The organism is Microbacterium alkaliflavum, assembly GCF_044325405.1.
Taxonomy (GTDB): Bacteria; Actinomycetota; Actinomycetes; order Actinomycetales; family Microbacteriaceae; genus Microbacterium; species Microbacterium alkaliflavum.
In genome coordinates this window covers 35,895-52,156 of sequence record NZ_JBIQWL010000012.1, presented here as the reverse complement: position 1 = coordinate 52,156, position 16,262 = coordinate 35,895, and the positions used below count along the sequence as shown (strand labels likewise).

At 69.7% G+C, this 16,262-nt stretch carries 7 protein-coding genes; 2 read left to right on the top strand and 5 right to left on the bottom strand.

Features of this window, described 5'->3' with window-relative positions; all coding sequences use genetic code 11:
* Positions 1-14: 14 nt before the first annotated feature.
* Complete coding sequence (locus tag ACH3VR_RS20560) at positions 15-2,318, bottom strand: glycoside hydrolase family 127 protein (RefSeq protein ID WP_397558201.1); 2,304 nt, start codon at positions 2,316-2,318, stop codon at positions 15-17.
* A gap of 393 nt (positions 2,319-2,711) precedes the next feature.
* Between ACH3VR_RS20560 and ACH3VR_RS20555 the strand changes: the two genes are divergently transcribed.
* Complete coding sequence (locus ACH3VR_RS20555) at positions 2,712-2,930, top strand: twin-arginine translocase TatA/TatE family subunit (protein WP_397558200.1); 219 nt, start codon at positions 2,712-2,714, stop codon at positions 2,928-2,930.
* Positions 2,931-3,016: 86 nt separating this feature from the next.
* Here ACH3VR_RS20555 and ACH3VR_RS20550 read toward each other — a convergent pair whose 3' ends face one another.
* The 4 genes from ACH3VR_RS20550 to ACH3VR_RS20535 all read right to left on the bottom strand — a co-directional run bounded on the left by ACH3VR_RS20550 (position 3,017) and on the right by ACH3VR_RS20535 (position 14,734).
* Positions 3,017-4,087 carry a LacI family DNA-binding transcriptional regulator gene (locus ACH3VR_RS20550; protein ID WP_397558199.1) on the bottom strand — a complete coding sequence of 357 codons (1,071 nt, stop codon included), beginning with the start codon at positions 4,085-4,087 and terminating at the stop codon, positions 3,017-3,019.
* A gap of 96 nt (positions 4,088-4,183) precedes the next feature.
* Positions 4,184-7,522, bottom strand: a complete 3,339-nt coding sequence (locus tag ACH3VR_RS20545; protein WP_397558198.1) for a family 43 glycosylhydrolase — start codon at positions 7,520-7,522, stop codon at positions 4,184-4,186.
* 105 nt (positions 7,523-7,627) lie between these two features.
* On the bottom strand, positions 7,628-13,612 hold the full coding sequence (locus ACH3VR_RS20540; RefSeq protein WP_397558197.1) for an Ig-like domain-containing protein: 5,985 nt from the start codon (positions 13,610-13,612) through the stop codon (positions 7,628-7,630).
* 96 nt (positions 13,613-13,708) lie between these two features.
* A complete protein-coding gene (locus tag ACH3VR_RS20535; protein ID WP_397558196.1) occupies positions 13,709-14,734 on the bottom strand; it encodes a LacI family DNA-binding transcriptional regulator in 1,026 nt (341 codons plus the stop codon).
* 197 nt (positions 14,735-14,931) lie between these two features.
* On the opposite strand from ACH3VR_RS20535, the gene ACH3VR_RS20530 reads away from it, so the two are divergent.
* A complete protein-coding gene (locus ACH3VR_RS20530; RefSeq protein WP_397558195.1) occupies positions 14,932-16,227 on the top strand; it encodes an ABC transporter substrate-binding protein in 1,296 nt (431 codons plus the stop codon).
* The last annotated feature ends 35 nt before the right edge of the window (positions 16,228-16,262 follow it).

Below are 16,262 nucleotides of genomic sequence, written 5' to 3'. Positions count from 1 at the left end.
TCGTCATCGGCGGGTCAGTTGATCGAGTCGATCGGCGCGCGGCCGGCCGCGAGCAGGATCTTCTGCCGGTTGCGAGAAGTGAGCACTCCGTCCGCCAGATACGTCGCCGTCACCTCGCCGACGGCGTCGAGGAAGGCGGACCGGCCGGCGAACGGTGCTCTCGCCCACACGTCGTCGAGCAGCGTCGACCCGGCGCGCTTCGGATTCGCCACCCCCGAGTCCTGACCCGCGAAGCTCACGCTCGGCTCGTTGCGCTGGAAGTACATGTGGTACGCGACGTCCTTCCCATTGTAGGCGGGCTCGTACGTGAGGGTGCCGACAGTGAAGACGTTCGAGGCGGACTTCGAGATTCCGCGGCGGATCGTCCCGTCGAGCCCCAGCCGGTCCGCGAGCGACACCTTGAGGTAGCTCGTCGACGAGCTGGAGGCGAGCAGCACGACGGGCCCATACAGGAGCGCCTGGATGTCGGGGCGGTCGTAGGAGGCCTCGGCGCGCAGCGCCAGCGGGATGCGCACGGTGATCGTGTCGCCCGCGGCCCACGTGCGCGAGACCTTCGCGTAGGTGCCCGGTGTGACGTCGTCCGGGATGGCCTGCCCGTTCACCTCGATGCGGACGCCGCGCGACCAGCCCGGCACCCGCAGGTTCACCGTGAGCGGGCCGGACGGCGCAGTCTTCACCGTCAGAGTCGAGGTCTCGCCTTCGGGGTACGACGACACCTGCTCGAGGACGAGCCCGGTCTCGTCCCACGTGAGCGTCGAGGCGAGGTACAGGTTGACGTAGAGCTCCTTCTGGTCGGCGGACCGGAAGTAGATGCCCTCCTGGTACTTGACGTGACTCTCGAGCCCGGTGCCGCCGCAGCAGGTCCCGATGTTGCCGTTCCCGTACTCCTTGCGGGTGCCCGGGTTGACCGGGTACATGTACAGGTTCTCGGGCCCCGAGGTGGACTCGTTGTTTCGGCGACCGCCCAGGATGTGGTTGAGCACGGTCCGCTCGTAGTAGTCCATGTATTTCGGGTTCTGGTCGTTGAAGAACAGCTGGCTCGCGACCTTCAGCATGTTGTAGGCCGCGCACGACTCGGCGTTGCGGGGACCGATGTCGCCCGCGACGGCACCCGCCGGACCCCACAGCTCGCCTTCGCCCGTCCCGCCGTGCGCGTACGACCGGCCCGGCACGACCATGTCGAAGAATCCCTTCGTGGCCTGCAGGTAGTGGTCGTCGTGCAGCTCGGCGGCCAGCTTGAGGTATCCCGGGAACTGCGGGATGTGCTGGTTGGCGTGCTTTCCGTTGAGGGTGTCGGTGCCGGCGGCGCAGGCATCCACGAGCGTTCGCAGCGTGAAGAGCTTCGACGCCTCGAGGAACTCGCTCTTGGCCGGGTCGGAGGAGCGCCAGTAGAGCTCGACGAGCACCTCGTTCATGCCGCCGTACTCGCCCGCGATATACGAGCCCCACATGCGATCCAGCTGCGCCTGCGTGCACTTCGAGAGCCGGCTGAACACCCAGTGCCCGATGCCCTCCGCGAGGGCGAGCGCCTTGGTGTTGCCCGCGAGCGAGTGGGCGTCCAGGAGGCCCGCGATGATCTTGTGCAGCGTGTAGTACGGGGCCCAGATCTCGCCGTAGGGCGCGAACGCCTCGAGTGCCGAGAACTGCCATTCGCCGTAGGCCGAGAAGAAGCCGGGATGCGAGTAGCGCGGCGCCCCGTTGTACGTCTGGGCCGCCAGGGCTGCTCGGCACTCCTCGAAGCCGTCGACGATGGCGTTCACCTTGTCGAGCAGCGCCTGCTCACCCGTCGAGGCGTACGCCATCGAGATGCCGCTGAGGAAGTGACCGCCGTAGTGCCCGCGCAGGCAGCCGCCGGCGCCCGCCGCGTTCTGCCCGCGGGTGTATTCGGCCGGCCCCCAGCGCTGCGCGTCGGGGTTGGGGCCGTACTCCTCCCAGCCCCCGGGAGGCGTCGCGCCCTTCGTGTCGAGCCCCGCGTTGCGGCGGTACACCGCGAGGATCTTGTCCACGTTGTAGGCCCGGTAGAGCACGAGGTGCTGGTTGAGCGCGCGCGTGAAGACGCTCTGGCCGAGCTTCACGGACGACAGGGAGAACGGCCGGACGCTCCACGACTCGGGGTAGACGAACTTCTGACCGGCACGCACCAGTGCCGCGGGGCGGACCGCTCCGGCGGCGCGGAACGCGCTCAGGTCGCGCGTCGCCGCGACGGCGCCGGGGCCGCGCGCGTCAAGTGCCCCGACGGCTGCCATCATCCCCGCCAGGGCGAGTCCGCCGCCGAGCAGACTGCGTCGACTGAGGCCCGAACGACTCTCTCCGAGCATTGCACCGATTCCCTTCTCCAGCTGATCCACGAGGTGTGGATCTCGCGTTTTCGATACTCTTTTCGATACGCTCCGCGCGCAAGCCCGAGCTCGGACCCCACCATCCACCGCGAGTGTCCGATGATGTGTTGCGACCGTCCGGACAGGCGTCATCGCCCGACAATGCGGGGCGTGATGAGCAGCAGGATGTTCCCTGGACCTCCTTGTGCCGCGGCTGCTCGTCTCTGATCACAGGCGGAACACGGCACACGCTACCGGGTTCAGTGAGCGCTAACAAGCAAATGACTGAAAACCTTTGCGGGGATTGACGACCGATGGGCGAGCGCGACATACTGGCGCTTGGCCCATGGCGCGCCGGCCGAGAGTGCGTCCCGCCGATCGGAGGAGACGCAGATGTTCGCAAACCTCAACGGCTGGCATCTGCTGATCCTCTTGGCGGTCATCCTCCTGCTCTTCGGAGCCGCCAGGCTTCCCAGCCTCGCCAAGAGCGTGGGGCAGTCCGCGCGGATCCTGCGCGGAGAGATCAGGACCGACGATGCGGCGGCACCCGCACGCGACACCGTCGCCCGCGACAGCGGCAGGGCGACCCCGCAGATCGACGCCAATCCCTGAGCGCTGACGACGCTTCGCCACCGCCGGTTGCGCCGGCATCGCACCGAAGTCGCTCCGGCACCGCCGATCGCGCCGGCATCGCCGTGCTACATCGCGGCGAGGCGATGCGACGTCGACCGCTCCGGTGCCCTGCGCGGGTGAGGTGCGGCCACGGAGTCGCGTACCACCAGTCGCGGCAGAAGGCGCCTCCTGGCGCCCTCGAGCGGGCCCTCGCCCGATGACAGCAGAGCGTGCACGGCTTCGCAGCCCAGGGCGTCGAAGTCCTGCCGCACCGTCGTGAGCGGGGGGAGGTAGTGGCTCGCGCCGGCGTGATCGTCGTACCCGATGACGCTCACATCCGCCGGCACTCGGATGCCGCGGGTCCACAGGCCGTGGATGAGGCCCAGCGCCATCCGGTCGTTCGCGGCGAACACGGCCGTGACGCTGTCCATCCCAGGGTGCGTCGCACCGATCTCGTAGCCGAAGTCGGAGCTCCAATCGCCGACGACGAGGGGTGCGGGCAGATGGCTCTGCCGCATGACCGAACGCCATGACCGTGTGAGGCTGACCGCGTCGACGCTGTCCTCCGGGCCCGCGAGGTGGAGCATGCTGTGATGGCCGGCGTCCATGAAGTGCCGGGCGGCGAGAGCGGCTCCCACGGAGTGGTCCACCGCGACCGAGGGAAGCGGGCAACCGTCGCCCGTATCCGCGACGATGACGGTCGGAAGGTCGTGGTGGGACGCTGTGATGGCCTGCAGCGTCGGAATGCGCGGGGCGATGAGGCACAGCGCGTCGACGCGATGCGCCGCGAGATGCGCGACCGCATCGTCGATGCCCGCCTGGCCATTCGTCGTGATCGAGAAGGGGACGACGCTGTGGTGGCGTCCTCGTGCAGCCTGCTGGACGGCCACGAGCGCGGCCCTCGAAGCATCCCTTTCGGCGGAGTCCACCACGACTCCGATGGCCCGCGATCGACGCGAGGACAGGGCCCGCGCCGCTTCGCTGCGGTGGTAGCCGATCGCCTCGATCACGTCGAGGATGCGACGACGCGTCTCGTCCCTGAGCTGCGGGCTGTCATTGAGCACCCGCGAGACGGTCATGTGCGAGACGCCTGCCTCCCTGGCGACGTCGTAGATGCTCGGACGGAGAGCGTCGGGCTCGGCCGCGGTCGATGTCAATGGAGTACCTCCGAGATGAGTCCGGGCGCCGGCGCGAAGTGCGCCGACGCCCGGAAGCCGTCCACGATCAGCGTTCGATCACGCTCAGCGTGAGCCTCACTGGCAGGTGGCGGCGGCGAAGCCCGCCTCCGCCTGGCCGCTGCGTCCGTCCTCCGCGGTGAAGGACACCGCGACCTTGCCCGCGGCCACCGAGGCGGCACGCGTCGCGAAGGCGATCGAGGCCGACTTGCCCGGCTGCACCGCGGTGAACGACTTGGAGCCGTACGGCGACGAAACCTCCACCTGGATCGGCGTGTCACTGGTGTTCTTCACCACGGTGACCACGTGCACCTTGCCGACGGCGCAGCGAGGAGTCGCGGACGCCTCGACCTGCAGCGCAGGCAGCGCGACCATGACCTTCTTCTCGAGCACCACGTCTCCGCGCACAGCGCGCACCGTGTACTCGCCTGCGGCGAGGTCGGCGGGCAGCGCCGCAGTGAGGGACCCGGCGCCGGCGGCGTCGGTGTGCAGCGTTCCGAGCGCGACCGCCCCCGGCTCGAGCGTCACGGCGTAGTCGGCGCTGGGGGCGCCGCCCGTCACGCTCACCGGGAACTGCGTGCCCACCGTGAGGGCGCTGCTCGGCACCTCGATCACCGGGTTCGCGGCCGGAGCCTCCGCGGCGATGACCTGCCACTCGCGGATGCCCGTCGAGCCCCCGGCTTCCGCCGCACCCCACGACTGGGCCACGATCCGCAGGGACTTCGTCGTCACCGGAGCGAAGTCGACGCGGTCGAACCCGGTGCCGGTGCGGCCGTACGACTGGCCGGCGTCCAGGGCCACATCGCGCCACGTCGTGCCGTCGAGGTACTGCAGCACCCAGCTCTTCGGCGGGATCATGCCGGCGTTCGCCGTGTCGGGGCTGTCGCGGTACCACCACACGCCGACCGAGTCGACATCGACCGAGAACGACCATGTCAGGGTGGCGGTCTGCTGGCCGACCTGCGGCCAGGTGCCCCAACTCGCTCCGTACTTGCCGGCGGCGTTCTCGAACGGCGCGTTGGTGCCGTCCTTGAGGCCGTTGACGTTCTCCCAGCCGCTCGTGAACGAGGCGGTGGCCGTCGCGTACGACGAGACATTGCCCGTGAGCTTGGCATTGTCGTCCTTCGGGACGGTCACGGTGCCGTTGGCGGTGTTGCCGGCGGTGTCGCGCACGCGGTACGTCAGCTGGTGGGGCAGCCCGTCGGGTGCGGCGATCGCCGTACCCGCAGTGGCCGGCTTCCACGCGCCGGTGCCGTCGAATCGGTACTCGATGGCGGCGACGCCGGACAGCGCGTCCGCCGCGGTGATCGAGACCGTCCGCGCGGCCGCGTCGAGCGCCGCGGTCGCCGTGGGAGCCGTCTTGTCGATCTTGACGATGCGGCTCACCTCACTGGAGGCGTTGCCCGACGAGTCCTGAGCCTTGGCGGTGACGGTGCTGGTGCCCTCGGCGGCCACCGTGACCTCGGCGAAGCGCACGTCGGGCGTGGCCGTCCATGCGCCCGCCCCCACACGGGTCGACACCGTGGTGAGGTAGTCCACCGCGTCCTCCGCGGATGCGCGCACCGTGACGTTCGAGGCGAACCACCCGTCCGAGCCCGACGTCCCCGAGGCAGACAGAGTGACCGTCGGAGCATCGTTGTCGGCCGGAGCCGCAGGCGGATCGCCCGCGGTCACCGTGACGGCGGCCTGCACGAGTGCCGACGCGACGCCCAGCGCACGGCCCGTCGTGGTGAACGTGCCCGCGTTCGCGTAATCGGCGGCCTTCACCGGCAGCCACGTGACGGGCGCCCACTGCTGCGCGCCGTCCACGGTGATCCGCACGGCGGCGGGGAGCACCGGGGCGACGCCCGGCTTCGTGTAGACGGCGATGGGGGCGGGCACCGCCGCGTCACGGCCGTACACCTCCCATTCCGACACCGACACCGAGTGGAAGTACGCACCGTTGGCCCGCCCGGCGAACGTCGCACGCAGGGCCGTGGTGGTGACCGGCGTGAAGCTGACCGTGAGCCACGTGTTCACCGTGTTCGGGTACGTCGCGTTCTCGACGGGACGCCAGTCGCCTGTCGTGTCGAGGTACTCGAGCTTCCACGACGCGGGCGTGCGGATCCAGTTGGAGTCCTGGTGGAACTGGATGCCCACCGAGCCGGTGCGCACCGGCGTCGTCCATTGATAGGACAGCCAGTCGGTCTCATTCGAGCTCGTGGTGCCCCGGTAGTTGCCCCACTGGTCGGGCGGCAGCAGCGCGGTGGTGGCGCGGAAGCCGTCGTTGACAGCCGTCGTCCGCATCGGCGGCTGCTCGGTGAAGGAAGCCTTCACCTGGGCGTCCAGCGCGAGATTGGCCGAAGGCGTGAGGCGCGGATCCTTGGCGAGCGTCGGCTTGACGGGGAGGATCTTCGTGCCGTCCCACTTCGCCTCATCGATCGCGACCGAACGGCGGAAGTGACCGCCGCCCACGGCATCCTTCGTGTGATACGTCAGATACGACTTGCCCTTGAAGTCGATGAGCGACGGGTGCACCGTCGTCGCCGACGTGCCCGACAGGATGATGCCCTGGTACGTCCACGGACCCGTGGGGCTCGTCGACGTCGCATACCCGATGCACGCCTGGTAGTTCGAGGGCGTGCAGTCGGTGCCGCCCGCCTTCCAGTCGTAGAGCAGGTAGTACAGGCCGTTCTTCTTCAGCACCCAGGGCGCCTCGTAGAACGACGTCAGACCCGACATGGTCGCGATCGGGCCGTTGAGCGCAGTACCCGATGATGTCAGCTTCACGACCCGCGCGACGCTCCACGAGCCCCAGTACAGGTACACCGTGCCGTCCGTGTCCTTGAACACGTGCGGGTCGATCACCTCTTGCCCGTTGGTGCTCGAGCCGAACACATCCGACCACTGCACGAGCGGCTTGCCGATCGCGTCGGTCCACGGACCGACCGGCGAGTCCGACACGGCGACGCCGATCGCCATGCGGTTGGCCTGCGTCGTGTCCTTCGACTCCACCGGGACGTACCAGTAGTACCTGCCGTCGCCGCCGATTACGGTCTGCCCGGCGTACGCGGCATTGCCCGATGCCCACGAGAACACGGCGTCGGGGTCGAGGTTGTGCTCATAGACGTCCCACTTCCCGGACGCGACGTCGTCGGTCGCGAGCACGGCATAGTCGTGCATCTCGAAGCCCGCCTGCTGCGGCGCCGCCTCGTCATGACCGGTGTAGATGTACAGGCGGCCGTCCGCGCCCACGAGGGGGGCGGCATCCGCGGTGTACAGAGAGCCATCGGCGATGATGGGGTTCCCCGCGGACGTGATGGTGCGGGTCGGCGGCGGGACGGTGGCGGCGGAGGCCGGCACTGCCGCGCCCGCCAGCACCAGGGCCGCGGCGGCGGCCGTCGCCACCGCGGCCCGGGAGAGGACATTGCTGTTCATACGTGAATCACCTTGTTTCGTCGATTCGACCGGCGTCGCGCCGGGGTTCAGGGGTGCTGAGCGCGGCGGCCGACGGCCCGGGATGGGCCGCCGGCCGCCTGGCGGTCACTTGCAGGTCGTGACCGGGTAGTCGACCTCCGCCTCAGCGGCTCGTCCGTCGGCCGCCGAGGCGGACACGGTCACGGTGCCGGCGGTGATCGACGCGGCACGCGTGGTGAAGGCGATCGAGACCGACTTGCCCGGCTGCACGGCGGTGAAGGACTTGCTTCCGTAGGCCGAGATCACCTCGATGTCGACCGGGACGTCGGCGCCGTTGTGCACCGCGGTGACCAGGGTCACCTTGCCGGTGGTGCAGCGCGGGGTCACGGTCGCCTCGACGGCCAGCGCCGGGACGACCGGGCCGACGGCCTCGGACTCCGCCGACGCCGACAGCATGCCGTCGCGGAAGCCTGTCACGCGCACCACCACCGGCTTGCCGGCGTCCTGCGGACGCGGCTCGAAGGTCGCCTCGTCGGCGCCGTCGACGATCGATCCGTCGACGAACCACTGGTACGCGAACGCCACGCCCTGGGGCTTCCAGCCCGAGGTCTCAGCGCTCAGGACCGATCCGACAGCCGCCTTGCCGGTGATCTCCACCGTTCCGGCGATCACTTCCTCGGGCTTCGGGGCCGCGGCGACCGTGATGGTCGCCTCGTAGCGCTCGGTGCCGCCGCGGCTCGCCCGCACCGTGTACTGGCCGGCAGCGAGGTTCGCGGGGAGCGGGTCGGTGGAGAGCACGCCGGTGCCGTTCGCACCGGTCGACAGCGTTCCCAGCGCGATCCCGCCGGGCTCGAGCGTCACGGCGTAGTCGGCGTTCGCCTTCGCACCGGTCAGGGTCACGGGGAACGCCGTCCCCGCGGTGACGGGTCCGGTCGGCACCTCGAGCGCCGGCTCCGCGGTCGCCGGCACATCGAGCACCTGCCACTCCACGATTCCGACGTAGGCGGAGGCCGGCTTGGTGAGCGTCGCACGCAGTGCCGTCGTCGTGACCGCGTCGTGCGTCACGACGTCGAACTGGCCGAGCGTCGTGGTGTAGCCCGACGGGTGCGGAACCTCGACCCACTTGTCGCCGTCGCGGTACTCCAGCTTCCACGCGCTCGGCAGGTCCATGCCGCCGCCGTCGTCGAAGAACAGGATGCGGCTGGTGCCGACCGTGACCGGCTTGTCCCACGTGAGCTGCGCCCACTGGGTGTCTCCCGTCAGGCCCCACGTGCCCCACGCGCTGGACTGCACGGTGACCGGGTGGTTCGCGATGCCGTCGTTGACCCCCTCTGCGCGGTTCCACGACGTGGTGGCCGAGACCGTCGCCTTCGCGTTGCCGGCGATGTTGAGCGACTCGCCGGTCTCACGAGCGGGCACCTCGATGGTCTTCTCCTCGGAGGTGTTCCCCGCGACGTCGACCGCACGGTACGTCACGGTTCCGGCATCCGTCATCGTCACGGCGCCCGTGTAGGTGCTCCACGCGCCGCTGTCGACGCGGTACTCGCGCTTCGCGAGACCCGAGCCGCCCTCGACCGCGGTGATCGTGAGGCTGCGCGCGACCGTGTCGAACGCGGCGCTCACCTGCGGCGCCACCGTGTCGATGCTCACGACGAGGGAGACCACGGCGGACACGAGTCCGCTGTCGTCCGTCGCCCGTGCGCGGATGGTGGTGGCGCCCTGCGCGGTCACCTGGATCGGCCCGGTGTAGGCGACCCAGTCCGCGCCGGTCTGCACCTCGATCGACGGCGACGCGTCGTCGTCGTCGACCGCGGCGGCGGTCACCGTCACCGGACCGGCGAACCAGCCGGAGGCGGGGGTGGCCGGCTGCGTCGACAACGTCACGACGGGTGCCTGGTCGGCGGTCGCGCGCACCGTGACGGTGGCGACGGGCCGCTTGTCGGTGCCCTCGACGGTGCCCTCGACGGTGAAGGTGCCGGCCGTCGCATACGAAGCGGCCGGGATGCTGTCCCACGTGACCGGCAGCGATGCCTGGCCGCCGTCGTTGTAGACGGCGATGACGCGAGCCGGCAGCACCGGAGCGGTGCCCCGGAAGGTGGAGACGGCGACCGGGTCGAACGTGTTGACCTGCACGGCGGTGTTGGCGCGCACCCACACGGTGGCGCGGGCGAGCGTCGAGGTGCCCTCGACGAAGCCGAGCACCGGGAAGGAAGACTCGCCGGCGTACTGCGACGGATCGATGGCCTGCCAGCTCACGGGCCGCTGCTCACGCGTGCCGTCGGCGAATGCGACCTCCACCTTTGCGGGCATCGCGGGCGCTGTGCCGGGGACCGTGCGCACGGCGACGGGCTCCACCGAGACGGGTGCCTCGGCCAGCGCCTGCCACTCCACGATGCCCGGGTACGACGCGCCGTTGCGGACGAGCGTGGCCCGCAGCGCCGTGGTCACGACCGGCTTGTGCGTCACCGAGTTGAAGACCCCCGCCGTCGTCTTGAAGGCACTCGGATCGGGGACGTCCTTCCACGTCGAGCCGTCGAGGTACTGCAGCTTCCACGACGAGGGCGGCAGGACGCCGTCCGAGGCGCCGTTGCTGTGGAACAGGATGCGGCTCTCGTCCACCCGCACCGGGCTCGGCCACGTGAGCGTCGCCGTGTACGAGTTGTTCGTCGCTGCGGTGCCCCACGTGCCCCAGGCGTCGGTCTCGGCCGAGACCGGGTAGGGCGCCCTGCCGTCGTTGATCGCCGCGACGCGGTTCCAGCCCGTGACGGCGGACGCCGACGCGGTGGCGTTGACCGCGATGTTGACCTTCTCGGTCTGGCCTCCCGTCACGTCGACGGTGACGTCCCGGCTCGTGCTGAGCTCGCCGTCGCTCGCCGTGAGCCGGACCGTGTACGTGCCCGGCGCGGTGAACTGCACGACCGTGGTCGCGCTCGTGGGGCTCGCGAAGATCGCCTCGCCGCCCTGGGGGCCCGAGACGAGGGTCCACGACGACTTCAGGGAGAGCGACGGGAGGCCGTCGTCCGACACCGCGCCGATGATGCGCGCCTGCGAAGGCTGCGCGAACGTCGGGTCGAGGTAGGCGGTGACGCTCGGCGCCGCGTTCGTCGACGGCGGGGCGTCAGCGCCCGTGGAGCGCACCTGGATCTCCTTCAGGCCCGTGCGTGCGCCCGCGGCGTGCGTCACGGTCAGGCGCACCTTGCCCGTCGTCACCTCCGGGAATCGCACGACGTTTCCGTTGGCGGTGACGCTCGACGGCGTGCGCGACTGCCCGGGCACAGCGACCCACTGCCCGCCCGACTCGTACTCGAGGCCGTACATCTGCGGCACCTGGTAGCCCTGCACGGTCGCCGAGGTCGACGTCTTGTAGAAGTTCAGCCGGACCTCGTCGATCGCCTTGGCGGAGCCGAGGTCGACCACGAGGCTGTCGCTCGTGTTCGGCGAGCCGGCCGTCCCCCAGAAGGGCTCGTTGGCGGTCGAGCCGTCGACGGCGCCGGCGGCTGCGCGCCCGCTCGCGGCGAACGACGCCGTGACGGCGGCGCCCTCGGCGAGGTTCGGGGCGGCGGTCGTGGCGGACGAGATGTCGGCGCCCGCCTTGGCGAAGACGTCCACGACCCGTGCGTCGTCGGCGAAGCGGATGTCGGCGGCGTTCGCGAGCGAGCCGGCCTGCTGGGTGACGACGGTCGCGCCGCCCTCGGGCAGCTCGACGGTGCCGGTCGCCGGGTCGTACACGACGTGGGCGAGGTCGCTCACGGTGAAGGCGAGCGCGCCGTCGAGATACACCGAGTAGCCCGCCGGACCGCCGTAGACCGATCCGTCCTCGTCCCAGACGACGGTGAGGTCGCGGTCGTGGTAGCGGATGTTGTCCGCGGCGAAGCTCGGCCAGCCGATGTCGATCGGGTCGAGCTCGATCTTGGCATCGGCGCGCGAGCGCACGCCCATCGCGTCCTCGATCACGGTGAAGTTGGTGGCGCCGAGGATCGTGTGGTGGATCCAGGAGCGGTATCCGATCGACCCGCCGTTCGCGGCCGAGCCGCCCGACCAGAACTCGTTCTGGTTCGGCAGGCGGTTGTCGCCGTTCTGGTAGTGGGCCCAGGCGTTCCAGTACAGCAGCTGCTTGTACATCTCCGGCGTGACGTAGTCCTGGGGGTAGTCACGGAGCACGGAGGACAGCATCCGGAACCACACGGTCGAGTTGATGACCGAGAAGTTGTTCGATCCCGGTCCGCCGTAGGCGGCCTGGTCGACCTGGTTCGCCGTGTAGAAGGGGAACACGGGGTACTGGTCGGCGTCGGCGAAGAGGCGCAGCGCCTCGACGTACGGCTGGTCGTAGTCCGCGTCGCCCGGCTTGGGCATGAGGCCCACGGAGAACGGGTAGTAGTTGTTGATCTCCTTCCAGGGGTTCAGCGCGCCGTCGGAGGTCATTCGGTGCTTGAGCAGGTTGCCCTTGAGGCCGACCTCGTCGGCCGTGGATCGCGCCGGCTCCCAGAGGTACTTCAGCACGGCGTCCTTCACGCGCTTCGCGAGCGCGTCCATGTGCGCGGCGCCCTCGGTGTCGCCGGCGACGCGGTAGAACTCCGCCGCGGCCTTGGCGTTCGAGTAGAGGTACGCGCTCTCGGTGCGGTCCATGTTGGCGCTGTTCGGCCGCCAGTGGAACGAGACCGCGTCGGCGTCGTTGCCCGTCATGGCGCCCCACGAGTACTCGATGAGGCCGTTGTCGTTGCCGTCGTACGCGTCGAGCAGGCCCTCGACGTCGTCACGCGAGTGGTCGCCGAGCTTCTCGCCGATCGCGCCCGGTCCGCCGTGCAGCTCGTAGGCGCGCCAGGCCGCCTCGGTGATGTACTGCGTGTAGCTGTTCGACCAGTTCGCGGGATCGCCGGGGTTGTCGACGAACTTCCCGCTCTTGGACGTCTCGCCCACCGAGACCGCCGGGCCGTACGAGTATGCGGGGTCGCGGAAGTACTTCAGGTCGTCGATGAACATGCCGACCGTCAGCACGATCGCGTTGTTGTACCCCAGCACGCCCTCCATCGACGTCGGGAACTGGTAGTCGTTGCCCGGGATGTCGGCGTCGAGGAAGTTGTAGCGCATCAGCCACCAGCGGTAGAAGAGCGTCTTGTCGATGTTGTCCTCGGGGGTGTCGAGGTACGGGATGTTGTCGACCCACCACTGGTTGTAGGCGCGGACGTGCTCGGTGTACGCAGCGTCGGGGGCGAGGCCGCGGTAGTGCTCGTACTCGGTCGTCGAGGCCGGCACCTCCTCGGCGATGAGGCCGAGCTGCAGCTTCGTCGCGGCCGCGCCGCCCGCCGGAACCGCCAGGGTCGCCACCAGCGAGCTGCCGCTGGCCGTGAATCCGTCTCCCGACAGGCGCGGGAAGATCGTCGTGAGCTGGTTGTAGGCGCTGACGACGCCGACGAGTTCGTCACCCTCCGCGCGCGTGGCATGCGGGGAGGTCGCCGTGATCTTCACCGTGCGTGCCGTCGTGCTGGCGACCCGGATGCCGGCGACCATGACGTTCTGGTCGGTGATGTACTTCGTCTGCGTCAGGGTGATGCCGCCGCCGGCGAACACCGACGTGAAGTAGCTCGGCGTCTGGCGGCGCTGCGAGCTCTGCTCGGTGAGCGTCACGGCCGTGCCGTCGACCGTCACGGTGTACGCGAACGCGTCGCCCTTGCCGGTCGTGTCGACGTATGCGGTGTCGCCGCGCCATCCGAGCCCTGTGGGGTTGTGCGTCTTCATGAACGCCGTGCGGCCGCGCGTGAAGGCCACGGCGTTCTCGGTGCCGTCGAACATCGTGCCGGTGCGGGCGAGCATCCGGTCCATCCAGAAGTCGTTGCCGGGCGCCGAACCCGCGCCGGCGGCGACGTCGGCGGCGAACACGGACGCCAGGTACCCGCCCGGGGCGAAGTCGACGCCGGTGTCGGGGACGGGGGCGGCCGACCCGACGAACGCGGGGTACCCGAGCGTGCTCTGGGACACCTCGTCGCCGGGGGCGGCGGATGCCGCGGGCGTGGCCGCGGTGGCCAGCAGCGATCCGACGAGGACCGAAACCGTTGATACCGCGATGAAGGTTGACGACCGGCGGCGCCGGACAGGGGACTGGGGGTCGCTCACAATTGATACCTCTCGACGCTGAGAACACGCGTGAGCGGCAGTCTGGCAGGTGAGTTAGCGCGAACGCAATGGCTTTCGGAGATTTCGGAAGCGCACTTATCGCCGACGGATGGTCGAGCCCCTGATGACCAGCTTGACGGGCAGGCGGGTGACGCCCTCGCCGATGCGGACGTCGTCGATGGCGTCGAAGACCCATTTCGCCGCCTGGCGGCCGAGCTGCTGGAGGTTGGCGTCGATGCTCGTCAGCTCAGGGCGGGAGTTCGTCGTCAGCAGCTCCCAGTTGTCGTACCCGATCACCGCGAGGTCCTCGGGAACGGTCCGGCCGAGATCGCGGGCCGTGTCGAGCACGCCTCGTGCGATCTGGTCGGAACCGCAGAAGATCGCGTCGACATCGGGATGCCGCTGCAGCAGCAGTGCCGCGGCATCCCTGCCCCAGTGCTCGGTCCATTCGGAGAACATGGGCTCTCCGACGAGCTCCAGGCCTGCGGCGTCGAGTGCGGCGCGGGCTCCCGCGATGCGGTCCTGCGCCGCGGCGTAGGAGGGGTCTCCGGTGATGTGGGCGATCCGCGTGCGCCCGCACGCGATGAGATGCTCGACCGCCAGGCGACCGCCGGCGAAGTTGTCGGGCGTGAGCGACGGATCGCGGGGGTCGTCGGACGGCGCATAGGCATAGACGACGGGCACCGGGATGTCCTGCCCGAGGGAGGGACGCGGGTCGGTCTGGCGCCCCACGACGATGATGCCGTCGACGCGCCGGCTGAGCAGCGCCTTGAGGTGGTGCTGCTCGCGGATGGCGTCCCCGCGCGCGTCGCAGAGGAACACGCTGACCTGCCCCGCGCCGAAGGCGTCCTCGGCGCCCATGAGGATCGGGATCATGAAGCGGCCCTCGAGATCGCTCGTGAGGAGCCCGACCGTCCGGGTGCGTCCCGCGAGCAGGCCGCGCGCCATGGCGTTGGGCGTGAAGGACAGTTCGTCGGCGGCGCGCAGCACCCGCTGCCGCGTCGCGACGGCGACGTCGTCCCGGTCGTTCAGCGCCTTCGACGCCGTCGCGATGGACACCCCGGCCCGCTTGGCCACATCGCTGAGCGTGACGACCTTGCTCCCCGTCTCGTTACCTCCCACGGGCGACCCCCTTCCGGTTCGAAAAGCGCTATCGAAGAACGTACTTCAGTTATCGGAGAACCTACTTGACGTCACGTCATTCCGCACGATAGTTTGCCCGAAATGGCTTTCGTGCATTTCGATTGCCGCGCACCCCACCCAGCGGTGCCGAACACTCGGCGTCATCCGCTCGAAGAAGAGTCAGAGGAGACAGTTGCATGATCACCACCCGACGTCATGCCGCGCTGCGGACGGCCACCGCCGTCGTCGCCGCAGGCGTGCTCATGGGCGGCCTCGCGGCCTGCGCCGGCAGCGACACGCCCACCCCCGCGGAGTCGATCCCCGCTGAGGGCGTCGACGACGGCTCGACGCTCACCCTGTGGACCCGGGCGCCCATGGAGCGCCAGGCGAAGCTGCTCGTCGAGGCCTACAACGACAGCCACGACAACAACGTCGAGCTCACCGTCGTCCCGAACGACGACTACGTCGCGAAGGTGGGCGCCGCCGCCGGCTCGGGCGGCCTGCCCGACCTCTTCGCCGCCGACATCGTCTATGTCCCCAATTGGGTCCAGCAGGGCCTGTTCACCGACATCACCGAGCAGATCGACGGACTCTCCTACAAGGACTCGATCAACCAGGGCCATCTGTCGGCCGGCACGTACGAGGGCCAGGAGCACGTGCTTCCCTTCGTCCTCGACCTCTCGATGCTCATGTGGAACAAGGAGCTGTTCACCGAAGCGGGGCTCGACCCGGAGAAGGCGCCTGCGACGCTGCAGGAGTTCGCCGACGCCGCGAAGGCGATCCAGGCGCTCGGCAAGGACGGCGTGTCGGGCACCTCGGCAGGACTGAACTGCGGTGGATGCCTCGTCTTCACGTGGTTCCCGACGGTCTGGGCCTCGGGCGAGGAGGTCATGAACGAGGACGGCACGGAGTCCCTGCTCAACGGCGATGCCGCGCAGGAGGTCTACTCCACGTGGAAGGACCTCTACGACGCGGGCGCCGTCGCACCCGGTTCGGCCGATGAGACCGGCGCGACGTGGGTCGCCGGATTCCAGGAGGGCAACGTCGGCATCATGCCCTACCCCGCCACCCTCCTCTCCGCCCTCGACTTCGACGCCGGGGTCGCGGGTCTGCCCGGCGTCGACAGCGGCGCCTCGACGTTCGTCGGCGGCGACGGCATCGGCATCTCGAAGGACTCGAAGCTCTCGGCTCAGGCGTGGAACTTCCTCGCCTGGATGATGTCGGAGGACGCTCAGGTGCAGGTCCTGGCCAAGGACGGCAACGCCGTGTCGCGGTCCGACCTCGCCGACAACGAGTACTCCGCGAAGGATCCGCGCCTCGTGACCATCAACGAGGTCGCCGGCAAGGGCGACACGCCCGTCGCGCTCCAGTTCCAGCAGGCCTTCAACGCCCCCGGAAGCCCTTGGCTGACGCTGGTCCGCAACGCCGTCCTCCAGGGCACCGACACCGTCGACGCCGACAACGACGAGATCAGCTCGGTCCTGAGCCAGTGATCCCCAGGCGGTGCGCATCGCCGGGCGATGCGCAC

Bases quoted from the DNA above. Each gene is read 5' to 3' on its own strand.
- ACH3VR_RS20555 (WP_397558200.1), top strand. From the start codon at position 2,712: ATGTTCGCAAACCTCAACGGCTGGCATCTGCTGATCCTCTTGGCGGTC.
- ACH3VR_RS20560 (WP_397558201.1), bottom strand. From the start codon at position 2,318: ATGCTCGGAGAGAGTCGTTCGGGCCTCAGTCGACGCAGTCTGCTCGGC.
- ACH3VR_RS20545 (WP_397558198.1), bottom strand. From the start codon at position 7,522: ATGAACAGCAATGTCCTCTCCCGGGCCGCGGTGGCGACGGCCGCCGCC.
- ACH3VR_RS20530 (WP_397558195.1), top strand. From the start codon at position 14,932: ATGATCACCACCCGACGTCATGCCGCGCTGCGGACGGCCACCGCCGTC.